Source organism: bacterium SCSIO 12696, from assembly GCA_024397955.1.
Classification (GTDB): domain Bacteria; phylum Pseudomonadota; class Gammaproteobacteria; order Pseudomonadales; family Porticoccaceae; genus SCSIO-12696.
In genome coordinates this window covers 522547-544280 of the sequence record CP073744.1, presented here as the reverse complement: position 1 = coordinate 544280, position 21734 = coordinate 522547, and the positions used below count along the sequence as shown (strand labels likewise).

The following is a 21734-nucleotide window of genomic DNA, read 5'->3' as shown; positions in this document are numbered from 1 at the left end:
TATGTTGAGTCGAGACCTGGAAGTAACCCTGAACCTGGCGTTTAAAGGTGCCAGCTCCAGACGTCATGAATTTATGACTGTCGAGCACCTGCTATTGGCACTGCTAGATAACGAATCTGCCGCCACGGTGCTTAAAGCCTGTGGGGCCGAGCTCAACGACTTGCGTCGTGACCTGGATGAATTTATCGAGTCCACCACCCCTTTAATTCCCGTCGCCGATGCCGAGCGCGACACCCAGCCAACTCTTGGCTTTCAACGGGTATTGCAACGAGCGGTCTTTCATGTTCAGTCCTCTGGTAAAAAAGAGGTCAAAGGTGAAAACGTATTGGTGGCTATCTTCAGCGAGCAGGAAAGCCAAGCCGTTTATTTTCTGCGCTTACAAAACATTGCCCGTGTGGATGTGGTCAATTACATCTCGCACGGCATTTCCAAAGTGGCAGAGCAGCCTCAACCTCACAACGATGAAGATCCTCAAAGTGGCGAAGACAGTGGTGAAAGTGAAGCTCCCGGCAAAAGCCTGCTGGAGCAGTTTGCCACCAACCTGAACCGTGAAGCCGAGCTGGGCAAGATTGACCCATTGGTGGGGCGCGACTTTGAGGTGGAGCGGGTCTGTCAGATACTGGCACGCCGCCGCAAGAACAACCCGCTATTGGTCGGTGAATCCGGTGTCGGCAAAACTGCCATTGCGGAAGGCTTGGCCAAGCATATCGTTGAAGGCAAAGTGCCGGAAGTTCTGGAAGAAAGTACGGTTTACTCTCTGGATCTTGGTGCACTGCTGGCCGGCACTAAATACCGTGGCGATTTTGAAAAGCGCTTCAAAGGGGTTCTGGCTGAGCTGGACAAAATGCCTCACTCGGTGCTCTTTATTGACGAAATTCACACCATTATTGGCGCCGGTGCCGCCTCTGGTGGCGTTCTGGATGCCTCCAATTTGCTCAAGCCATTGCTGAGCTCCGGAAAAATCCGCTGCATCGGCTCCACCACATTCCAGGAATACCGCGGTATTTTTGAAAAAGATCGCGCTCTGGCTCGACGTTTCCAAAAAATTGATGTGCCCGAACCGACGGTTGAAGAGACTTTTGAAATTCTCAAAGGCTTGAAGGGGCGCTTTGAAGAACATCACAATCTGCGCTTTACCCAGGGTGCACTGCGCACGGCGGCGGAGTTGTCAGCACGACACATCACCGACCGCTTTTTGCCAGATAAAGCTATTGATGTGATCGATGAAGCCGGTGCTTACCAACGCCTGCAACCGGTCAATAAGCGCAAAAAAGCAGTAGGGGTTGCGGATGTGGAACGCATCGTGGCGAAAATTGCCCGTATTCCGGCGAAGAGTGTCACCGCCAGCGACAAAGAGCGCCTGCGCAGTTTGTCAGAGCAGCTGAAACTGGTGGTATTTGGCCAAGACCCAGCCATCGACGCGCTGTCTACATCCATCAAACTGTCTCGGGCGGGGCTTCGTGATGGCGACAAACCCATCGGTTCATTTCTGTTTGCCGGCCCAACCGGTGTCGGTAAAACTGAAGTCAGTAAACAGCTGGCCGAAGTGATGGGCATCGAATTAATCCGTTTCGACATGTCAGAGTACATGGAGCGCCATACGGTATCCCGGCTGATTGGCGCACCTCCTGGTTATGTAGGTTTCGATCAAGGCGGTTTGCTGACAGACGCGGTCACCAAGCACCCACACTCGGTGGTTCTGCTGGACGAAATCGAAAAAGCTCATCCAGATGTGTTCAATATTCTGCTGCAGGTGATGGATCACGGCACGCTGACCGACAACAACGGCCGCAAAGCGGACTTCCGCAATGTGATTCTGATTATGACCACCAATGCCGGCGCCGAAGAAATGAGCCGGTCGTCCATTGGCTTTACCAATCAGGATCACAGCACCGACGGTATGGAGGTGATCAAAAAAGCGTTTACCCCGGAATTTCGCAACCGTCTGGACAGCATTATCCAATTCCAGGCACTGCAACTGGATGTTGTCAAAGTCGTTGTGGATAAATTCTTGACCGAACTCCAGGCCCAATTGGACGACAAAAAAGTGGTGCTTGATGTGGAGCAAGAGGTGGTGTTGTGGCTGGCAGAAAATGGCTATGACGAGCGCATGGGAGCGCGGCCGATGGCACGCCTGATTCAGGAAAAGCTCAAGAAGCCTCTGGCCGAGGAAGTACTGTTTGGCAACCTGGCAGACAAGGGTGGCACGGTACAGGTATCGGTGGAAGAAGACGAGCTTTGCTTCAGCATCTCCGGCGCAGCCGAAGAAAAAGTGCCCGAGCCCAGTTAACAGCTCACACCCATTCAAGTGCCCATGAAAAGCAGGCACATACAAAAAGGCCAGCATGGAAACATGCTGGCCTTCTTAAAATTTCTGACTATTAGCGAGCTCGGTAGGTAATCCGACCTTTGCTGAGATCGTAAGGCGTCAACTCAACCTTGACCTTGTCACCGGTAAGGATACGAATGTAGTGCTTGCGCATTTTTCCGGAAATGTGGGCGATGACCACATGGCCGTTCTCCAGCTTAACCCGGAAAGTGGTGTTTGGCAGGGTATCAATGATTTCCCCTTCCAGTTCGATGACGTCTTCTTTTGCCATACTCGCAATGCACTCCAATACGTTTCAATAGGCGCTTCGATTTTGAAGGCGGCAATTCTGCCTGAAAACCCATCGCTTAGCCACCTCTTTTCGGCCTTTTATCCTCATATTCCTGCCAATTGCCATCAATCAGAATATCAATGGGCTTAAAGCGGGTTTTGTAGCGCATTTTGGCGCAGCTTTCGATCCAGTAACCCAGGTAAACATAAGACAAGTTGAGCTGTCGGGCCTGATCCAGCGCGCTCAGAATGGCCATGGTACCCAGACTTCTTCCATCTTCGGCAGGGTCAAAATAGGTGTAAATGGCAGAAATGCCGCGATCCAGTACATCCACTACACTGCAAGCAAGCAATTGCCCGTTTTTACGAAATTCCAGATAGCGGGTGAATTCGAATGGCGAGCCAATAAAATCGTCGTACTGACTGCGAGTAGGGGGGTACATATCTCCATCTGCATGGCGTTCACAGATGTAGCGACTGTAAAGCACAAAGTGCTCGTTATTATCCACACTGGCTTTAAGAGACACCTGCAAGTCGGCATTTTTGCGTAAACAGCGACGCTGCTGCCGACTGGGTTTAAAAGCAGCTACCGGAATGCGCGAGGGCTGGCAGGCGCTGCAACTTTGACAGTGGGGAATATATAAATATTTGCCACTGCGGCGAAAACCGCTGTCCGTCAAACGATCGTAAATGGGGGCGTTCAGTGGCAGGGAAGGGTCAACAAAGGCGGTGGTGGCGCTGCGATTTTTCAGGTAACTGCATGGATGGGGTTCGGTCAAGAACAGCCGTATGGTCGAAACATCTGGCGATATATCCCGCGACATACATTACCCTCAATTTGCTACACCATCAGTGTAGCTGTGTTGTGGCTTAACAATCCACTTTTTAGACAATCATTAAGACGGCCACTTCAAGCGTTGGTTTCCGTATTTTTCGAGCAGCTGTAAAAATTCTTTACGCGATATATCCACGGCTCCCAGGGTACTCAAGTGGGGGTTGGGTATTTGGCAATCAATTAAACACAACCCTTCCAGCTCGCGCACCAAACTGAGGGCGGCCAGCTTTGATGCATTGCTCACCAAACTGAACATGGATTCACCACAAAAAGCACCGCCAACAGCAACCCCATACAAGCCCCCAACCAGAGTTTCACGATCCCAGACTTCAACGGAATGTGCGTGTCCAGCTTGATGCAGGCTGCAGTAAGCTGCATGCATTTGTTGATCAATCCAGGTGCCATCTTCTTTTCGAGGCACGGTTTGACAGTGTTTGATCACTTCTGGAAACGCTTGATTAAAGGTTACCTGATAGCGTTGTTGGCGGTACAGTTTGATCAGGCTTTTAGACGCGTAAAACTGATTTGGAAAAAGGACGGTGCGCGGGTCAGGGCACCACCAAAGCAACGGGTCACCATCGCTGTACCAGGGGAAAATACCTTGGCGATAGGCGGCAACCAGAGTTTCTACCTCCAGATTGCCGCCAACCGCTAACAAGCCGTTGGGTTCGGTTAAAGCTTGCTCAGAGGGTGGAAACTGAGGCTGCTCGCTGTCCAGTAAGGTTAGATTCATCCGTACTACCGGACTCAGGAGGAAAGAAATTTCTCCGCATCCAGTGCCGCCATACAGCCGGAGCCGGCGGAAGTTACTGCCTGGCGATAAATATGATCCGCCACATCGCCAGCGGCAAATACACCGTCGATGGAGGTTTGGGTGGCGTTGCCCTCAGTGCCACTTTGCACCGTCAGGTAACCATCTTTCATATCCAATTGCTCGGCAAACAAATCGGTGTTTGGCTTGTGGCCAATAGCGATAAATACACCGTGCAGATCCAGCTCTTTGGTGCTGCCATCTTCGGTGCTTTTCAGGCGTATGCCTGTAACGCCAGCATCGTCGCCCAGTACTTCATCGAGGGTATGATTCCACTCAATGTTGATGTTGCCGTTTTCGGCTTTTTCAAACAGGTGATCCTGTAGAATTTTCTCCGCTCTCAAACTGTCGCGACGGTGTACCAGCGTGACTTCGCTACAGATATTGGAAAGGTACATGGCCTCTTCAACGGCAGTATTACCACCGCCAATCACCGCCACCTTTTGATCCCGGTAGAAAAAGCCATCACAGGTGGCACAGGCGCTCACGCCTTTACCCATATACGCCTCTTCGGAAGGCAGCCCAAGATATTGGGCGGAAGCGCCGGTGCAGATAATTAAAGAATCACAGGTGTAAGCCTGGTTGCCAAACAGCCTAAAAGGGCGCTGTTTCAGGTCGACACTCTCGATATGATCGAATATCACTTCGGTATTAAAGCGCTCCGCATGCTGTTGCATACGCACCATCAGGTCGGGGCCTTGCACACCTTCGTGATCACCGGGCCAGTTATCTACATCGGTGGTGGTGGTGAGCTGGCCACCTTGCTGAATGCCGGTAATCACCACCGGATTGAGATTGGCGCGAGCGGCGTAAATGGCAGCGGTGTAACCCGCCGGGCCAGAGCCGAGGATAATCAAGCGGTGGTGTTGCGCATCAGACATCAAATGGTTTCCTGTTCTGGTGTTCGAATGTTGTGTTTTAAACGGTACTTTTGTGAAAAAAAACCGTTGGGGCACAAGGCAAGCGGGTTATCATACTTAATCCACCTGATTGAACCAATAGAACCGGTTAATTAAGCCTATTATGGCCGCCTATTGGCGGTTACAATTGCTTCCAAATTGGATATTGTCTGTACAATTTTTACAATAATGACAAACACTTGGATAAGATAATTGAGTAAATCCACTAACTCTCGAGCCAAGCCCCAAGGCGAAAGTGGCGGGGCGGGGCGCTTTGAGCTGATTTTGCGGGAAGGCGCACTGATCGGCTGGCTGGTGGTGTGTATCTACTTATTGATTGCACTGTTTAGCTTTTCTGCGAATGACCCCGGCTTTTCCCATACCGGCAGCCGCGACCACGTCAGCAACGCCGCAGGCCCTGCAGGCGCCTGGTTGGCGGATGTTTTGTTCTGGCTGTTTGGGCTGATGGCTTATGTGTTTCCGATATTGTTGATGTGGAGAGCGTGGCGGGTTTTTCGCACCAAGCGCGAAGACGCCGGCGCGCCATTTGACTGGCTGACCTTTGCACAGCGGGTTCTGGGGTTGGTGCTGGTGATGCTCAGCGCCACCGCATTGACTGACCTGCACTATGGGGCAGTGAGCACGTCAATGCCCGAAGGCCTTGGCGGTATCATGGGTTCAGGGGTGGCTCAGGTTGCGGTATCGGCCTTTAATATTGTCGGTAGCACTTTGGTACTGTTGGCGGTATCGCTGTTTGGCCTGACCATCTTTGCCGATATCTCCTGGTTGGCCCTGATTGATGGCCTGGGCAAAATCAGCCTCAACGGCTACGACTGGCTGCGCGGCAAAGTGGTTCAGCTGCGATCTTCTCGCCAGGAAGCGCGCAGGGCATCAGAGGCTCAGCAGTTGCGCAAGGAAAAAGTCGCCAAAAAAGTGAAAGCAGCAGAAAAGCGCATTCCACCCAGTATTCAGGTGCCAACCCCTACACCCAAGGCAGCCCCCAGTAAACGAGCCGTCAAGGAGAAACAGGCTACTCTGTTTGAAGAACCGGTGAGCGGTGCCTTGCCGGCCATTGGCTTGCTGGACGAGGCCGACACAAACTCCGGTAAAGGGTTTTCCAAAGAATCCCTGGAGGCAATGTCACGGCTGCTGGAATTGAAACTGCAGGATTTCGGCATCTCTGCGGAGGTGGTGGAAGTCATGCCAGGCCCGGTGATTACCCGTTTTGAAATCCAACCAGCTCCTGGCGTCAAAGCCAGCCGCATCACAAATCTGGCAAAAGATTTGGCCCGCTCACTGGCAGTGGTCAGTGTTCGAGTTGTGGAAGTAATACCCGGCAAATCGGTGATGGGTATTGAGATACCCAACGAACACCGGGAAATGGTGCGGCTGTCGGAGGTGGTGTCGTCCGATGTTTACGAAAGTGCCAAGTCGCCACTGACCTTGGCGCTGGGCCACGATATCTCAGGGGTGCCTTCGGTCGCAGACCTGGCCAAAATGCCTCACTTGTTGGTGGCGGGCACCACCGGCTCTGGTAAATCAGTGGGCATCAACGCCATGCTGTTGAGTCTGCTGTTTAAGTCATCGCCGGATGAAGTGCGCCTGATTTTGGTGGATCCAAAGATGCTTGAGTTGTCGGTGTACGATGGCATTCCGCACCTGCTAACACCAGTTATCACCGATATGAAAGACGCCTCCAATGGCTTGCGTTGGTGTGTGGGTGAAATGGAGCGGCGCTACAAGCTTATGGCCGCTATGGGTGTGCGCAATATCTCTGGTTTCAACCGCAAAGTAAAAGACGCTATAGCGGCTGGTGAACCGATACCCGACCCACTGTGGCAGCCAGACCCTCATGCCTCTGTGTTTGAGGAGGAAGTACCTCAACAAGCACCCGGCCTGGAGCCCTTGCCGTATATCGTCGTCGTGATCGATGAATTTGCCGATATGATGATGATTGTTGGCAAGAAGGTCGAACAGCTGATTGCCCGTATCGCGCAAAAAGCGAGGGCAGCAGGTATCCATTTGATTCTGGCCACCCAGCGTCCATCGGTGGATGTGATTACCGGTTTGATCAAAGCCAACGTTCCCAGCCGTATTGCGTTCCAGGTTTCCTCAAAGATTGATTCTCGCACCATTCTTGACCAGGGCGGGGCGGAACAACTGTTGGGCCACGGCGACATGCTGTACCTGCCACCGGGCAGCGGTGTGCCGGTGCGGGTACACGGCGCGTTTGTGGATGACCACGAAGTCCATAAAGTGGTCGCCGACTGGAAACGCCGCGGTGAGCCGGATTACCTGGATGAAATTCTGGATGAGGGTGTCACCAACACCATTGCCGTACCAGGCTTTGCCGCAGAAGGTGAGGGCGATGGCAATGATGAATCCGACGCTCTGTACGATGAAGCCGTCAACTTTGTGCTGGAGAGTCGCAAAGCGTCGATTTCTTCGGTGCAGCGCAAGTTGCGTATTGGCTATAACCGGGCCGCGCGCTTGATCGAAACCATGGAAGCCGCTGGCGTAGTCAGCCCAATGGGCAGTAACGGCAGTCGCGAAGTATTGGCCCCTGGTGGCCGAGATTGATGAGAGCAGATTTTATGCGATTGATAGCGTTGGTTTTCACAGTGATGTGTTGTGCCCAGGGACACGCGGGGGGGCAACCCGCTGCTGAGCGCCTGCAAGCCCTGCTGGCTCCCATCGAATCCATGCAGGGGCAATTTAGTCAACAGCAACAAGATGCCAATGGAGTGGTTTTGACGGAACTCTCCCAGCGTGGACAGATGCAGGTCACTCGCCAAGGCCAAATTCGCTGGATTGTCGATGGCGACTTCGGCCAGCAGCTGATTAGCGACGGCAGCACCCTTTGGTTTTATGACCCGGATCTGGAGCAAGTAACCATTCAGGCAGTAAACCCGGAAAACGACAGCTCTCCGGCACTGTTGCTAATGGGGGATTTCGAACGGCTCAGCAACAACTACCGCATTGAACAAGGTAAGGCGGCCAATCAGTTTTTACTTTATCCGCTGCTGGCGGATAGCCTCTACGAACTGGTGCAAATCGAATTCTCCAGCGGTCATCCCAACGCCATTAAGGTGGTCGACAACCTTGGTGAACAAACCCTGATTACGCTAGATAAAGTGAGTGTAAATCCTGCGCTGGAAGAAAAATTGTTTGTTTTCGACATTCCGGAAGGGGTGGATGTTATCCATAACTGACGATTAATCGTCAGCCCCGCGCAGGCGAAAATTCACTTTTAACCCATGACTCAATCTCTGTTCCAGCAAGACGTCTACCGCCCCCTGGCTGCTCGCATGCGGCCACAGAGCTTGCAGCAGTATATCGGTCAAACTCATATTCTCGGCGAAGGTAAACCGCTTCGAGACGCCATTACCAATGGTTTGCTCCATTCCATGGTTTTCTGGGGGCCACCGGGTGTTGGTAAAACCACGCTGGCAAAAATTATTGCCCACAGCGCCGACGCCCATTTTGAAACCCTTTCCGCGGTTTTATCCGGCGTTAAAGAAATTCGCGCCGCCATTGCCAGGGCGGAAGAAGAACGGGATGTACGGGGCCGGAAAACCATTCTGTTTGTGGACGAAGTACATCGTTTTAACAAATCCCAGCAGGACGCGTTTTTACCTTTTGTAGAAGATGGCACCGTTGTCTTGATTGGTGCCACCACCGAAAACCCATCTTTTGAATTGAATAACGCGCTGTTGTCTCGCTGTCGGGTTTATGTGTTGCGCAGCCTCAGTGAAGAGGAGCTGACCGCAGTGGTTCAGGGCGCCTTGGCATCAGAACAATCCAATCTTCCGCCAAGCCTCTCCATTGATAAAGACGCCATGGCGGCACTGGTGGCCGCCGCAGACGGTGATGCGCGCACCGCTTTAAACTTGCTGGAAATCGCCAGCGATTTGGCCGGGCAGAGTGGTGAAATTGCCCTAGAAAATGTTCAGGAGGTGTTGGTAGCAGACACTCGACGCTTTGATAAAGGTGGAGAAAATTTTTACGACCAGATATCAGCGCTCCACAAATCGGTGCGCGGCTCTTCTCCAGATGCCGCACTGTACTGGTTGGCTCGTATGCTGGACGGTGGCTGCGACCCGCTGTATATCGCCCGCCGGGTAGTGCGCATGGCCAGCGAAGATATTGGCAATGCCGACCCCAGAGCGCTGCGAATTTGCCTGGACGCCTGGGAAACTCAAGAGCGATTGGGCAGCCCGGAAGGCGAGTTGGCCATTGCTCAGGCATTGGTTTACCTGGCGGCAGCCCCCAAAAGTAACGCGGTTTACGCCGGCTTTAAAAAAGCCATGGCGGATGTGCGCAAGCAGCCCAGCCACGAGGTGCCCCTGCATTTACGCAATGCGCCCACAAAGCTGATGAAAGAACTGGATTATGGGGCTGAGTATCGCTACGCTCACGACGAACCCGAAGCTTATGCAGCCGGGGAATGTTATTTGCCAGAGCCCCTGCAACATCAACGTTACTATCAGCCGGTTAACCGAGGCTTGGAACAGAAAATCGCCGAGAAGCTAAAGCACTTGAAAGATCTCGATAATTCCAGCAAAAACCGGCGCTATCCCAAAGACAGCGGAGCAGGGCACTAGCATGCAATGGCTGGCTGTCGCTGCAGGTGGGGCACTGGGCGCTGTATGTCGTTACGGGCTCAACACTTTGGTTTTCCCCTTGCTGGGCGAACGCTTTCCTCTGGGTACCTTGCTGGTCAACCTGTCTGGCTCATTCGTTATGGGCCTGCTGTATGTTTTTGTGGTGGATAAAGGCATGCCCGCAGAATGGCGCAGCCTGTTGATGATCGGTTTTTTAGGGGCATTTACTACCTTTTCTGCATTCTCGCTCGATGCCCTGGCTTTGTGGCAGAATGGCCACCCGGTACTGAGTGCCAGCTATGTGTTTGTCAGTGTCGCCGGTTGTTTGGCGGCCACGTTTACGGCGATCTGGCTGGCGCGATTGCTTTAACTTTATAAAACATTAGTTTCATAAAATATTAGCTTCACAGATTATTAGCTTCATACAATAAAAGACTGTTTCACTATGCTTGATCCCAAATTAATCCGCGCAGATATCGACGCGGTAACCGCCGCACTAAGCAAACGGGGCTATCAACTCGATGGCAACCATTTTCAAACCCTGGAGGCAAAAAGCCGCGAGCTGCAAGCGCACTCCCAGGCTCTGCAGGCAGAACGCAAAACCCTATCAAAGTCTATTGGCCAAGCCATCAAAAATGGCGGCGATGTGGATGCACTAAAAGCGGAAGTCGCATCCCTTGGCGAACAATTTGAAACAGCTAAAACTGAACTTGATCAAGTGCAGCAACAGTTTCAGGAATTGTTGCTGAGCATACCCAACGTTCCGCACGACTCTGTGCCAGAAGGCAGCTCTGAAGAAGACAACGTGGAGGTTCGTCGCTGGGGAACGCCCAAAGAATTCGACTTTGAGGTGAAAGACCATGTCGACTTGGGCGCTGCGCTTGGAGGAATGGATTTCGAAACCGCGGCAAAAATTTCCGGTTCCCGCTTTGCCACCATGACCGGTGGGGTTGCTCGTCTGCACCGGGCACTGATTCAGTTTATGTTGGACACACACACCAGCGAGCACGGTTACACCGAAACCTATGTGCCCTATATCGTCAATCGGGATTCTTTATTTGGCACCGGCCAATTGCCAAAATTTGAAGAGGACTTGTTCAAACTGACTGATGAGCGGGAGTTTTACCTGATTCCAACCGCTGAGGTTCCTGTCACCAATATCGTGCGCGACGAAATACTGGATGCGGAACAGCTGCCCATGAAATTAACCGCACATACTCCATGCTTCCGCAGTGAAGCGGGCAGCTATGGTCGTGACACTCGCGGCATGATTCGGCAGCACCAGTTTGAAAAAGTGGAAATGGTGCAGTTCGTCAAGCCAGAAACGTCCTGGCAGGCACTGGAAGAACTGACCCGCTGCGCAGAGGTAATTCTGGAAAAGCTGGAATTGCCGTACCGTACTGTGGTGCTCTGCGGTGGTGATATTGGCTTCTCTGCCACTAAAACCTATGACATTGAAGTATGGCTACCATCCCAGGGCAAATACCGGGAAATATCCTCTTGTAGCAGCTTTGGCGATTACCAGGCACGCCGCATGAAGGCCCGTTGGCGCAACCCGGAAACCGGCAAACCCGAATTACTGCATACCCTTAATGGCTCCGGCCTGGCAGTAGGGCGTACCCTGGTAGCGGTGCTGGAAAACTACCAGCAAGCGGACGGCAGTGTGGTTGTTCCCGAGGTATTGCAGCCTTATCTGGGCGGCATCAGCGTTATTGCGCCGTAACCCGCTGGGCAGGTCGTTGAGCACTCATTGCTTCGGCACCATCGGCATTGTTCACTCCCCATACCGGGAGAAATTTGCCATACCCAGGCAACCAGGGCTGGTGCCTGGAGGCAAAGGGCGCATAGAGTTGTTGCCACCTTACAACCACCCGGACACAGTGCGAGACTTGCAACAGTTCAGCCATATCTGGGTATTGTTTGTGTTCCACGAAACCCTCGCTCAGGGGTGGAAGCCATTGGTACGGCCACCACGCTTGGGAGGCAACCGCAAGACCGGCGTATTTGCCACTCGCTCAACATTCCGCCCCAACCCATTGGGCATGTCTGTAGTCGCGCTGGAGCAAGTATTGGCAGAGGAGGGCGTTATTTCACTGCAAATCAGTGGTCATGACTTGCTTGATCAAACACCCGTGGTGGACATAAAACCTTACGTCCCTTATGCCGACAGCTTGCCGGAAACATCAGCAGGTTTTGCCAGCGAACCGCCAAGCGCCAGCATTGAAGTGCAATTTGCCTGTGAAGCGGAAGAGCAGCTTCACGAAAAAGAGGCGCAATATGCTGGGCTGAGGGAATTTATTTGCCAATTATTGTCTCAAGACCCCAGGCCGGCTTATCGGCACAACCAAGCTGCCGACGCAGGCAGGGAATACGGTGTAAAACTTTACGATTTCAATGTGGTTTGGACAGTCACAGCTGACGGCTTCCACGTGCTACGAATTGAACAAATGTGAGAAATAAAAGGAATCACTATGAGTTACGACTACGATCTGTTTGTTATTGGCGCTGGTTCTGGCGGAGTCCGGGCAGCGCGCATGTCTGCCCAATACGGGGCCAAAGTCGCTGTTGCCGAACAGCAGTACCTGGGCGGCACCTGCGTTAACGTTGGCTGTGTTCCCAAGAAATTGTTTGTATACGCATCTGAATTTGCTGGCGAATTTTCTGCGGCCAAAGGCTTTGGTTGGGATATCGATGTTGAGCCAAAACACCAGTGGCAGCGCCTGATCGCCAATAAAAACGCTGAAATTGAGCGCCTGAATGGTATCTACGGCAACTTACTCGATGGTTCCGGTGTGACACTTTACGAGCACAAAGCCACCATTACTGGCCCCAATCAGGTATCCGTAAATGGCGAAACCATTACTGCAGAGCGTATTCTGGTTGCCACAGGCGGTTATCCGTTTGTACCAAACATCGCCGGTAAAGACCTGGCGATTACCTCTAACGAAGCCTTTTATCTGGAATCGCTGCCGGAGAAAATTATCGTTGTTGGCGGCGGTTATATTGCCGTGGAATTCGCTGGAATATTCAATGGCTTGGGCGTTGAAACCCACTTGATTTATCGCGGCCCAATGTTCCTGCGTGGCTTTGATGACGACATTCGTGAAGCCTTAGCTGCCGAAATGAAGCAGAAGGGTGTTCATCTGCACTTTAATACCAACATTGAGTCGATCGAGCGCGGTGAAAATGAGCTGCTAACTGCCACCTTAACCGACGGCTCTTCACTGGAAGTCGGCCAGGTTATGTACGCCACTGGCCGCAAGGCCAATTTGCAGGGCCTTGGGCTCGACAGCACCAACGTCGAAGTGCGCGACAACGGTTCCATTGTAGTAGACGATAACTTTCAGACTGCTGAGCCCAGCATCTACGCCATCGGCGATGTGATTGACCGGGTTGCACTAACGCCCGTAGCAATCACCGAAGCCATGTCGCTGTCCGCTGCGCTCTATAAAAACGAACATACATCTGTGGATTACAGTGACATTCCAACCGCAGTGTTCAGCCAACCCAATATCGGAACCGTTGGCCTGAGTGAAGAGCAGGCGCGAGAGCAGTACGGCGATGTGACGATTTACAAGAGTCAGTTCAGAGCCATGAAACAAACCCTGGGCGGAGGCAGCGACAAAGTGTTGATGAAACTGATCGTCGATAAAGCCAGTGATCGGGTAGTTGGCTGTCACATGCTGGGTGACCATGCCGGAGAAATTATCCAAGGCATTGGTATCGCCATGAAAGCCGGCGCCACAAAAACAGACTTCGACAATACGGTAGGGATTCATCCAACCGCTGCGGAAGAGTTTGTCACCATGAGAACGCCTGTCGAATAATTTACTTTAAATTCACCAAGTAATTTATTGATAGATAAGGGCCTTAATGATTTCAGGCCCTTATTTTTATATGAAATAACAGAAGTGGGGTGTACCGCTGTTTTTCATTACAGTCCTCGGCTTTTATATTTAATTTAACATAATATACATTATGCGAAATCAAATATACGATAGGAGCCCCAGACTTACACCCCAAAACCGTCTCTTCTCTACGACCTTTTGTGTACCAACCAACACAACGTGTAAAAAAGTGTTGCCATGCTGGCGGAAAAATCTGTAGCCGGTGTTAAACTCCAAGAAAAGCCCCTTGTCTTATTGGGGTGAACTGAGATCTGTGAGTACTCCTTATGCCCAATATTTGCCGTTATGTGCTGCCAGCCATTCTTTTCTCTATAGCTGCATACGCCTCTGCAACATCGCCATCCAATGAGCTACCGCTAAGGCCAGAGCCGCAACATAAGAAGCTTATGAAAGAGATGGTGTTAAGTCTGGCAGCCGGCCACTATCAAAAACGGGCTATCGACGACAGCTTCTCCCAAGAGCTTTACGACACTTATCTGGATACTCTGGATAACACCAAAAGTTACTTCCTGCAGTCAGATATCGACGCCATGTCTCATTGGCGCTCATCGCTGGACGAAGCTTTAAAGCAAGGCCGAGTCAGCTTTGGTTTCTCCGCCTTCAATAGATTGCGAGATATTCGTTTACAGCAGTTGAACAAGAACATTGCGCTGCTGGAAAGCGATTTTGAATTTAATCTGGACGATAAAGAGTCTTTGCCGCAGAAACATGAAGACCGCACCTGGTTAAAATCCGTACAAGAGCGCGATAATTGGTGGCGTAAACGCATGGAAGCGGAAATAGTACAAAAGCTGTTGGCTGGAGAGGAGCTGGCAAATGCACGGGAACAGTTGCTGAAACGCTACCAAAACGAACGTAAGTTCACTTTACAAACAGAATCACGAGACGTTTTCAGCACCTACGCTCGAGTCACCGCCGCCCTCTTCGATCCGCACACCAATTACTTTTCACCCAGCAACAGCGACACTTTCAATATTAATATGTCCCTTTCACTAGAGGGCATTGGCGCGGTTTTGCAGCGCAGCGATGATCATATTGAAGTGGTTCGTATTGTTCCCGGTGGGCCTGCCGCTAAACAAGGTGAGTTAGCTGTCGGGGATAAAATTATTGCCATTCAAAACCCAGGAGATGACGAGCCAACCAACTTGATCGGCTGGCGCCTGGATGACGCCGTAACGCTGATTAGAGGCCCTAAAGACAGCATTGCCTCATTGCGAGTAATACCCGGTGAAGCCAGCTCATCTGGCTTGACCAAACAGATCGATATCGTTCGTGACAAAGTGAAGCTGGAAGATCAGGCCGCCCAAAAGCAAGTAATAGAAGTGCCAGTGGGTGATTTGATGTACAAAGTAGGCGTTATTGATATTCCTACTTTCTACCTCGATTTTGAAGCATTGCGAAATAATGATCGCAACTACCGCAGCACACATAAGGATGTATCTCGCCTGATGGGCGAGCTGATTAACGATGAAGGTGTGGATGGCGTTATTTTGGATTTACGCGCCAACGGTGGCGGCTCACTGCTTGAAGCCACCTACCTGAGCGATATGTTTATCAATCCGGGGCCCGTTGTTCAGATCCGATCCAGCAATGGCCAGATTGACCGCACTCAGCGTTCTCGCCGCCCTGCCGCCTATAAAGGCCCTCTGGTGGTACTTATTGATCGCCTAAGCGCCTCCGCGTCTGAAATTTTTGCCGGCGCTATTCAAGATTACGGACGTGGCGTGATTGTGGGCAGTCAGAGTTTTGGCAAAGGCACAGTGCAAACCCTTCAGCCTCTTGGCAAGGGCCAGCTCAAGCTCACTGAAGCAAAGTTCTACCGGGTATCTGGCGACAGCACCCAAAACCGCGGCATCATTCCGGATATTGCCTTCCCCAGCAATTTTGACCCTGAAGAAATCGGCGAAAGCAGCAACGACAACGCGCTCCCCTGGGATCGTATCAAAGCGGCCCCACACAGAAATTACGGCGATTTGTCGGACAAAGTGGTACTGCTTGAACAAAGCCATCAGCAGAGAGCTGCTAACGACCCGGATTTCGACTTTGTTGCCAAGGCTGCCGCTTTGAGCAAGCGTTTTCGAAAAGAAAACGAACAACCCCTGAGCCTTAACCTGGAAGAACGCCGCGGCACTCTGGCACAAAGGGAGCAGCTTCAACTGGAGCTGGAAAACCAACGGCGAGTCGCGAAAGGCCTGGAGCCTTACAAAGATTATTCCGAGTACGAAACCGCATCCGATAATATTGATCAGGACGCCCTTCCACTGGCTGAAAAAGATCCGCTGTTGATGGAAGCCGGCCGCATCGTGGCTGACATGGTACTCCTTGAGCAAAACCCCAAAGTGTTTGCCCAGCAAATTCAAATAAACAACGACAACCCCATTAGCCATCAATGAAACTTGTATCGTTCAACGTAAACGGGCTACGTGCCCGTTTGCACCAATTGCAGGAAGTGATCACCCAACACCAACCAGAGGTGATCGGGCTACAAGAAACCAAAGTTCACGATGATGAATTTCCCTTGCAGGCTGTTGAAGACATGGGTTACCACGTTGTGTTTCACGGTCAAAAGGGTCACTACGGCGTCGCCCTACTCTGCCGCCAGGCTCCGGCAGCCACTTTTAAAGGCTTCCTCACTGACAAAGATGACGCCCAACGAAGGCTAGTTGGTGCCACTATTTCCTTGCAAAACGGACAGAATTTACACGTCATTAACGGCTATTTCCCCCAGGGGGAAAATCAGGATCACCCTCAAAAATTCCCTGCAAAAAAACGTTTTTACGCCGACTTATTGGCTCTGTTGAATGACGCCTACAGCCCCAGTGATCACCTGCTGATAATGGGCGATATGAACATATCCCCTTCTGATCTGGATATTGGCATTGGTGACGACAACCGCAAGCGCTGGCTGCGCAGTGGTAAGTGTTCATTTTTGCCCATAGAGCGAGAGTGGTATCAAGCCCTTTACGACTGGGGGCTTAGGGATTGCTATCGCGAGCACTTCCCTGACAGCCAAGAGCATTACAGCTGGTTTGACTATCGCAGCAGAGGTTTTGAGCGCGAACCAAAACGCGGCCTGCGCATAGACCACCTTTTGGCCACACCCGGCCTGCTTGAACACTGCTCTGACGCAGGAATCGACTATAAGGTTCGAGGGATGGAAAAACCGTCTGACCACGCACCCGTGTGGGCAGAATTTAATCTTTAATCGACCCCCCTTATAAAGCGCTCAATACCTGTCAACCACCCTCTTCAACAGGCGTTTTCTGCTGTATGCCTGATTGATAAGGGAGACAGCCATGAAGTTTTTGCTGCAAACCGCCATTTTGGCCATTGCTTTTGGGGCCAGCAGCGCCCATGCAGACCACCGTGATTACCAGGGTGTTACTCTGTACGCGCATTTCGCTGACGGCTACGAAAGCGTTCACCACAAACGTCACTACCGCACCCACAAACGTCATCACCGCAAGTACCGGCGCAACTATCGCAACCGCCATTACAACCGGAACTACAACTTCCACATTTACCCAAACTACAACAAGCGTTACTACCGTAATGACCGCCACTACAGACGCCATTATCGCAACCACCGGCGTCACTATCGGAACGATTACTGTAGGTACGATGGGGTTAAATGGTTAGCCGGGGCAGTTGTCGCCTCGGAGCTGTTGCATCACGCTCTGGACAACCCCCAAGATGATTACCACGAGCACTATCATTATCACAGCGAGCACCATGATAACGACCATGAGCCTGCGGAAATTGTTGAGGGTAATCACGAACAACACTACCGCTCTTACCACGCAGCCAGATACAATGGCAGCTGAAACCATGGCCATGGCAAGCAGCTGCGCTGTTAATCTGGCCACTTCCCCCCTGAAGTGGGAGGTTGTGCTGGATAACCGCACTTTAAATGAATTTCTGCGCTCTGTGGAAAAGCGTGGCTTTCGCATGGCGCAAGTTGCTGTTGGCAACCGCGAGGATGCGCTGGAAATTCTTCAAGACACCATGGCCAAACTGGCTCAGTTGTATGGCGACCGGACATGGGACGACTGGCGCCCTTTGTTTTACCGGATTTTGCGCAGTCGCATCAATGATTTTCATCGCCGTCGGGCTGTACAAAATCGCTACAGGACCTGGATTGAGCGACTAAAACCAACCACCATTGAGCCCGAAGCGCAGGCTGCCGACCCTTATGAATACGTGGCAGCCGCAGAGCACGTAAATCCCGACGCCGAGCTGGAAAGTACTGAGCGCATTGCGCAGTTGGAACAAGCGCTGCAGGCCCTGCCCCGTCGCCAGCGGGAGGCGTTTATGCTGCGTTGCTGGGAAGGCCTAAGCACCGCTGAAACAGCAAGTGCTATGCAATGCAGTGAAGGCAGTGTAAAAACCCACTATTTCAGGGCGCTGCAATCCCTGCGAAAAAAACTGGAAGGTTACTGGACATGATTCAACCTAAGTTGGAAAAACAGCTGCAAGATGCTCTCCGGGAATCTGAACACACAATGCCGGATGACCTGCAGGAACAGATTGCAGGGGCTCGGCAAGCAGCCCTGGACAGCCAGGCCGAGCCACAACCCATGTTAACCTGGTCTGGCTTCGCTATTGCCATGGCTACGGTTATTGTTGTCGCCATGTTGTTTGCGCCGATGTTTAATTACAACAATACGGCTCTGGAAAACTCCGTAGCAGCACTGGAAAATGACCTAGAACAAAACCTGGATTTTTACCAGTGGTTATTGGAAACTGATGCTATCGAAGGCATTGATGAATAACGCCCCAATGAAAACAGCTGCCCCTATTTTCGCTCTCACGGTGCTTCTGATCGGCGCCCCATCCTCAGAGGTCTACGCCGACAACAAAGACAAACAGCACAAGCAAGAAAAAGAACGTAAAAACTACAAATTCCTTTCCCCTAAACAGCGTAATCGTATACGCGATGTGCGCGAACGCTATCAGGATCTGTCACCGGAGCAGCAGCGCCGCCTGCGCGAAAAGTGGCAAAAACAGAAGAAAAAACAACAAAAATAGCAAAACACTCTCCCGTAAGACCCACCGGACACTTTTTAATCACACCACCCTGTGACGATCCCGTTTAAGCGCGCTAGAATCAACTCTTTAGCATAACCAGAGGGTATCCCTGTGCAAAGAGAGTCTATGGAATACGATGTGGTGATTGTGGGTGCAGGCCCTGCGGGACTGTCTACCGCTTGCCGGCTCAAACAACTGTCTCCCGAGACCAGTGTTTGCATTGTTGAAAAAGGCTCTGAGGTGGGTGCGCATATTGTTTCTGGCGCAGTGTTTGAGCCCAGTGCGCTAAATGAACTGTTTCCCGATTGGCAAGAACGGGAAGCACCGTTGCACACCAAAGTGTCTCGGGACCTGATTCTGTTGTTATCTGATGGGCAAAAGTCGCGCAACATCCCCGGCTTTTTTGCGCCAAAAACTATGCACAACACCGGTAACTACATCATCAGTCTGGGCAACTTGTGTCGCTGGCTGGCTGGACAGGCAGAGCAGTTAGGCGTGGAAATTTTCCCGGGTTTTGCCGCCGCTGAAATCGTCTATGACGAGCAAGGGGGTGTTCGCGGCATTGCTACTGGAGATATGGGTGTTGCCGCCAATGGCGAACCCAAAGACAGTCATATGCCGGGCATGGAACTGCACGCCAAATACACCGTATTTGCCGAAGGCTGCCGAGGGCACTTAGGCAAACAACTGATTGGTCGTTATCAGTTGGATGAGGGCAAAGAGCCACAGCACTACGGCATTGGAATCAAAGAGTTGTGGAAGATACCTCAAGAAAATTATGAGAAAGGATTGGTGCTTCACAGTGCCGGCTGGCCACTGACAGAAAGTGACTCCCGAGGCGGCGGCTTTCTCTACCACCTGGAAGATAATCAAGTTGCCGTTGGCCTGATTACCGACCTTTCCTACAGCAACCCCCATGTCAGCCCATTCGACGAATTCCAGCGTTACAAGTTGCACCCTTCCGTTGCACGCTATCTCAAAGGCGGTGAACGCATCTCCTACGGAGCCAGAGCACTGACCAAAGGCGGCATTCAGTCACAGCCAAAAATGACCTTCCCTGGGGGTCTGCTAATTGGCGATGATGCGGGCACACTAAACTTTGCCAAAATCAAAGGCACCCATACGGCAATGAAGAGCGGCATGGTGGCTGCTGAATCCATAGCCGAAGCACTTGCAGCGAACCGCAACAACGACGAACTCAACAACTTTGAAACCGCTTACCGGGGCAGCTGGGCCTGGAAAGAACTGCATATGCAGCGAAATTTCGGGCCGGCGCAACACCGCTGGGGCAATGTGCTCGGTGCCGCTTACGCGTTTATTGATATCAACCTGTTCAACGGCCGCTTGCCCTGGACACTCTCCGACCCAACACCAGACTGGCAAACCTTAAAGCCCGCGGCTGAGTGCAGCCCTATGAATTACCCCAAACCCGATGGGGTGTTGAGTTTTGACAAACTCTCCTCAGTATTTCTGTCCAACACCAATCACGAAGAAGACCAGCCCTGCCACCTGCAGCTTTCCGATAGTACTCTACCTCTCAGCCATAATTTGCCGGTGTTTGACGAGCCTGCGCAGCGCTATTGCCCTGCCGGAGTTTACGAAATTGTCGAAAAGGAAGACGGCAAACAGTTCCAAATTAACAGCCAAAACTGCGTACACTGCAAAACCTGCGACATAAAAGACCCCAGCCAAAACATTAACTGGGTTGCTCCTGAAGGCGGTGGAGGTCCCAACTACCCCAATATGTAATGGCAATTACTCTAACGGGAAAAAAGCACCAAGGCTGGTCACCCCACCCACTTGCTGGCCTTCAAGCAACTGGTACTCCGCCCATTCTGCCAACTGGTAATAAACAGCCCTGTTGAGCAAGCCAGGTAAATTGGACCTCACCGTGATAAAAGGCAGCGCTTCAGACTGAAGCGTTTGCATCCAAATGGGGTTGTCAGCACTGGCAATGACTTGGTCACCGGTATTGGTGGTAAACAGCAGAGCACTCTGATCGCCCTGCCTGCAACGTTTTACATCAACCACCAAAAAGGGCGCGCATTCTACGCGAATACGCAATTTTTCAACGGGAGTTACCAGAAAGTATTCATCTTCCTCCCGTTTTAACACTGTGGAAAACAGTTTTACCAGAGCCTCCCGTTTGATGGGGTCTCCCTGGTGTACCCAGGCACCATCCCGGCGTATGACCAAATCCATATCGCCACAAAATGGCGGGGCCCATTTGTCTACGGGGGGAAGAGAATCGCTGGATTTTTTTTGTTGTTCAAGGAGAGTGGTAAATAGTGAACCCAACTGAGCCATTGCAGTGGCTACCCTTTCAGCTGACCGCGATTGCCCATAGTAACCCCAATACTGGTGATGTAATTCAGCAACTCACGCTTGTCGCTGATATCCAGAATATCCAGAGTTTTGTTAAAAAACAGCTCTACAGCGCCCTGAGCCAAAGCCCAGCACGCCAGGTAGTGGTGATGCGGGGGCACATTTTCCAGTCGGCCTTCCTTGATCAAGTCTTCCACCATGCTGTTCAAACTGTCCATATTTGAGTGGCGTAAACTGTGCAATTCCTTTAACTCAGTCAGCATTTCCGGTTCTGCTTCAAGGCGCATTTCCAGCTGTTGAACCAGGCGGTCCAGGGATGGGTTACTGAGCCGCCACTGAAAATACGCCATTGCTGCAGCTCCTGGCTCACCATTTCGGGCTCGCTCAATGCCTGCATTCAGGCTTTCACTCAAACGCCGCTCGTAATCCATCACAATGCGCATCAGGATTTCGTTTTTTGTCAAAAAATGCTTGTAAACAGTGCCTTTACCTATGCCCGCCGAGTGAGCTATATCCGATACAGTTACTCGATCTACCCCTCTTTCCAGCAACAGCGCCAATGCAGCTTCGACAATACCTTCTTCCCGGGCCAAGAAACGGCGCTTTTTCTCGAGAATTTTTTCGGTACTGGAATTTCTGCTTGTTTTCATAGTGTTTTTACAGCGCGTTACCATCAATAAGATCAAAAGAACCCTTTAAGCATAGGCATCTATAAGCAATAGGAC

Annotated in this window: 21 protein-coding genes; 15 read left to right on the top strand and 6 right to left on the bottom strand. The window is 51.7% G+C overall.

Translation table 11 applies throughout. The annotated features are described in order from the left end of the window. Position 1: 1 nt before the first annotated feature. Complete coding sequence (gene clpA, locus KFE80_02535; protein UTW45806.1) at positions 2 to 2290, top strand: ATP-dependent Clp protease ATP-binding subunit ClpA; 2289 nt, start codon at positions 2 to 4, stop codon at positions 2288 to 2290. A 91-nt stretch (positions 2291 to 2381) separates the two neighbouring features. Here the strand turns inward: clpA and infA are convergent, their stop codons facing one another. From infA to trxB, 4 genes are all read right to left on the bottom strand, one after another. Continuing rightward, the gene (infA, locus tag KFE80_02530; GenBank protein ID UTW45805.1) at positions 2382 to 2600 is read right to left on the bottom strand and encodes a translation initiation factor IF-1; all 219 of its coding nucleotides are present in this window, start codon (positions 2598 to 2600) and stop codon (positions 2382 to 2384) included. A 76-nt stretch (positions 2601 to 2676) separates the two neighbouring features. After that, positions 2677 to 3423, bottom strand: coding sequence for an arginyltransferase (locus tag KFE80_02525; GenBank protein ID UTW45804.1), 747 nt, complete (start codon positions 3421 to 3423; stop codon positions 2677 to 2679). Positions 3424 to 3495: 72 nt separating this feature from the next. After that, positions 3496 to 4167, bottom strand: a complete 672-nt coding sequence (gene aat / locus KFE80_02520) for a leucyl/phenylalanyl-tRNA--protein transferase (GenBank protein UTW45803.1) — start codon at positions 4165 to 4167, stop codon at positions 3496 to 3498. Between the two features lie 14 nt (positions 4168 to 4181). Further along, a complete protein-coding gene (gene trxB / locus KFE80_02515) occupies positions 4182 to 5126 on the bottom strand; it encodes a thioredoxin-disulfide reductase (protein ID UTW45802.1) in 945 nt (314 codons plus the stop codon). A 231-nt stretch (positions 5127 to 5357) separates the two neighbouring features. Between trxB and KFE80_02510 the strand changes: the two genes are divergently transcribed. The 14 genes from KFE80_02510 (at position 5358) to KFE80_02445 (ending at position 20433) form a co-directional block, all read left to right on the top strand. Continuing rightward, positions 5358 to 7724 (top strand): DNA translocase FtsK 4TM domain-containing protein, encoded by a 2367-nt coding sequence (locus tag KFE80_02510; GenBank protein UTW45801.1) that lies wholly within the window; start codon positions 5358 to 5360, stop codon positions 7722 to 7724. Positions 7725 to 7738: 14 nt separating this feature from the next. Next, positions 7739 to 8356 (top strand): outer membrane lipoprotein chaperone LolA, encoded by a 618-nt coding sequence (gene lolA, locus KFE80_02505; GenBank protein UTW45800.1) that lies wholly within the window; start codon positions 7739 to 7741, stop codon positions 8354 to 8356. A 45-nt stretch (positions 8357 to 8401) separates the two neighbouring features. Next, on the top strand, positions 8402 to 9748 hold the full coding sequence (locus KFE80_02500) for a replication-associated recombination protein A (protein UTW45799.1): 1347 nt from the start codon (positions 8402 to 8404) through the stop codon (positions 9746 to 9748). A gap of 1 nt (position 9749) precedes the next feature. After that, on the top strand, positions 9750 to 10118 hold the full coding sequence (gene crcB, locus KFE80_02495) for a fluoride efflux transporter CrcB (GenBank protein UTW45798.1): 369 nt from the start codon (positions 9750 to 9752) through the stop codon (positions 10116 to 10118). A 75-nt stretch (positions 10119 to 10193) separates the two neighbouring features. Beyond that, positions 10194 to 11471, top strand: a complete 1278-nt coding sequence (serS, locus tag KFE80_02490) for a serine--tRNA ligase (protein ID UTW45797.1) — start codon at positions 10194 to 10196, stop codon at positions 11469 to 11471. Positions 11472 to 11487: 16 nt separating this feature from the next. Next, entirely contained in the window at positions 11488 to 12201 is a 714-nt protein-coding gene (gene tsaA / locus KFE80_02485; GenBank protein ID UTW45796.1) for a tRNA (N6-threonylcarbamoyladenosine(37)-N6)-methyltransferase TrmO, read from the top strand. Between the two features lie 18 nt (positions 12202 to 12219). Further along, positions 12220 to 13575: a glutathione-disulfide reductase gene (gorA, locus tag KFE80_02480; GenBank protein ID UTW45795.1), complete on the top strand. Its 1356-nt coding sequence runs from the start codon at positions 12220 to 12222 to the stop codon at positions 13573 to 13575. Positions 13576 to 14042: 467 nt separating this feature from the next. Then, positions 14043 to 16049 carry a carboxy terminal-processing peptidase gene (locus KFE80_02475; GenBank protein UTW45794.1) on the top strand — a complete coding sequence of 669 codons (2007 nt, stop codon included), beginning with the start codon at positions 14043 to 14045 and terminating at the stop codon, positions 16047 to 16049. Beyond that, positions 16046 to 16861 (top strand): exodeoxyribonuclease III, encoded by an 816-nt coding sequence (xthA, locus tag KFE80_02470; GenBank protein UTW45793.1) that lies wholly within the window; start codon positions 16046 to 16048, stop codon positions 16859 to 16861. Before KFE80_02475 ends, xthA begins: the two co-directional genes overlap by 4 nt. 91 nt (positions 16862 to 16952) lie before the next feature. Continuing rightward, complete coding sequence (locus KFE80_02465; protein ID UTW45792.1) at positions 16953 to 17480, top strand: hypothetical protein; 528 nt, start codon at positions 16953 to 16955, stop codon at positions 17478 to 17480. 10 nt (positions 17481 to 17490) lie between these two features. After that, positions 17491 to 18102, top strand: coding sequence for an RNA polymerase sigma factor (locus KFE80_02460; GenBank protein ID UTW46597.1), 612 nt, complete (start codon positions 17491 to 17493; stop codon positions 18100 to 18102). Beyond that, positions 18099 to 18428, top strand: coding sequence for a hypothetical protein (locus KFE80_02455; protein ID UTW45791.1), 330 nt, complete (start codon positions 18099 to 18101; stop codon positions 18426 to 18428). Before KFE80_02460 ends, KFE80_02455 begins: the two co-directional genes overlap by 4 nt. Then, positions 18421 to 18684, top strand: coding sequence for a DUF3106 domain-containing protein (locus tag KFE80_02450; protein ID UTW45790.1), 264 nt, complete (start codon positions 18421 to 18423; stop codon positions 18682 to 18684). The genes KFE80_02455 and KFE80_02450 overlap by 8 nt, the downstream gene beginning before the upstream one ends. A 126-nt stretch (positions 18685 to 18810) precedes the next feature. After that, positions 18811 to 20433 carry an electron transfer flavoprotein-ubiquinone oxidoreductase gene (locus KFE80_02445; protein UTW45789.1) on the top strand — a complete coding sequence of 541 codons (1623 nt, stop codon included), beginning with the start codon at positions 18811 to 18813 and terminating at the stop codon, positions 20431 to 20433. 6 nt (positions 20434 to 20439) lie between these two features. Here KFE80_02445 and KFE80_02440 read toward each other — a convergent pair whose 3' ends face one another. Both KFE80_02440 and KFE80_02435 read right to left on the bottom strand, forming a co-directional pair. Next, positions 20440 to 20991: a DUF1285 domain-containing protein gene (locus tag KFE80_02440; protein ID UTW45788.1), complete on the bottom strand. Its 552-nt coding sequence runs from the start codon at positions 20989 to 20991 to the stop codon at positions 20440 to 20442. A gap of 8 nt (positions 20992 to 20999) precedes the next feature. After that, on the bottom strand, positions 21000 to 21659 hold the full coding sequence (locus tag KFE80_02435; protein ID UTW45787.1) for a TetR/AcrR family transcriptional regulator: 660 nt from the start codon (positions 21657 to 21659) through the stop codon (positions 21000 to 21002). Positions 21660 to 21734 lie beyond the last annotated feature (75 nt).

Excerpts from the sequence above, each read along its gene's own strand:
- clpA (UTW45806.1), top strand. The coding sequence starts at position 2 with ATGTTGAGTCGAGACCTGGAAGTAACCCTGAACCTGGCGTTTAAAGGT.
- infA (UTW45805.1), bottom strand. The coding sequence starts at position 2,600 with ATGGCAAAAGAAGACGTCATCGAACTGGAAGGGGAAATCATTGATACC.
- KFE80_02525 (UTW45804.1), bottom strand. The coding sequence starts at position 3,423 with ATGTCGCGGGATATATCGCCAGATGTTTCGACCATACGGCTGTTCTTG.
- aat (UTW45803.1), bottom strand. The coding sequence starts at position 4,167 with ATGAATCTAACCTTACTGGACAGCGAGCAGCCTCAGTTTCCACCCTCT.
- trxB (UTW45802.1), bottom strand. The coding sequence starts at position 5,126 with ATGTCTGATGCGCAACACCACCGCTTGATTATCCTCGGCTCTGGCCCG.
- lolA (UTW45800.1), top strand. The coding sequence starts at position 7,739 with ATGCGATTGATAGCGTTGGTTTTCACAGTGATGTGTTGTGCCCAGGGA.
- KFE80_02500 (UTW45799.1), top strand. The coding sequence starts at position 8,402 with ATGACTCAATCTCTGTTCCAGCAAGACGTCTACCGCCCCCTGGCTGCT.
- crcB (UTW45798.1), top strand. The coding sequence starts at position 9,750 with ATGCAATGGCTGGCTGTCGCTGCAGGTGGGGCACTGGGCGCTGTATGT.
- serS (UTW45797.1), top strand. The coding sequence starts at position 10,194 with ATGCTTGATCCCAAATTAATCCGCGCAGATATCGACGCGGTAACCGCC.
- gorA (UTW45795.1), top strand. The coding sequence starts at position 12,220 with ATGAGTTACGACTACGATCTGTTTGTTATTGGCGCTGGTTCTGGCGGA.
- KFE80_02475 (UTW45794.1), top strand. The coding sequence starts at position 14,043 with ATGAAAGAGATGGTGTTAAGTCTGGCAGCCGGCCACTATCAAAAACGG.
- xthA (UTW45793.1), top strand. The coding sequence starts at position 16,046 with ATGAAACTTGTATCGTTCAACGTAAACGGGCTACGTGCCCGTTTGCAC.
- KFE80_02465 (UTW45792.1), top strand. The coding sequence starts at position 16,953 with ATGAAGTTTTTGCTGCAAACCGCCATTTTGGCCATTGCTTTTGGGGCC.
- KFE80_02460 (UTW46597.1), top strand. The coding sequence starts at position 17,491 with ATGGCAAGCAGCTGCGCTGTTAATCTGGCCACTTCCCCCCTGAAGTGG.
- KFE80_02455 (UTW45791.1), top strand. The coding sequence starts at position 18,099 with ATGATTCAACCTAAGTTGGAAAAACAGCTGCAAGATGCTCTCCGGGAA.
- KFE80_02450 (UTW45790.1), top strand. The coding sequence starts at position 18,421 with ATGAATAACGCCCCAATGAAAACAGCTGCCCCTATTTTCGCTCTCACG.
- KFE80_02445 (UTW45789.1), top strand. The coding sequence starts at position 18,811 with ATGGAATACGATGTGGTGATTGTGGGTGCAGGCCCTGCGGGACTGTCT.
- KFE80_02440 (UTW45788.1), bottom strand. The coding sequence starts at position 20,991 with ATGGCTCAGTTGGGTTCACTATTTACCACTCTCCTTGAACAACAAAAA.
- KFE80_02435 (UTW45787.1), bottom strand. The coding sequence starts at position 21,659 with ATGAAAACAAGCAGAAATTCCAGTACCGAAAAAATTCTCGAGAAAAAG.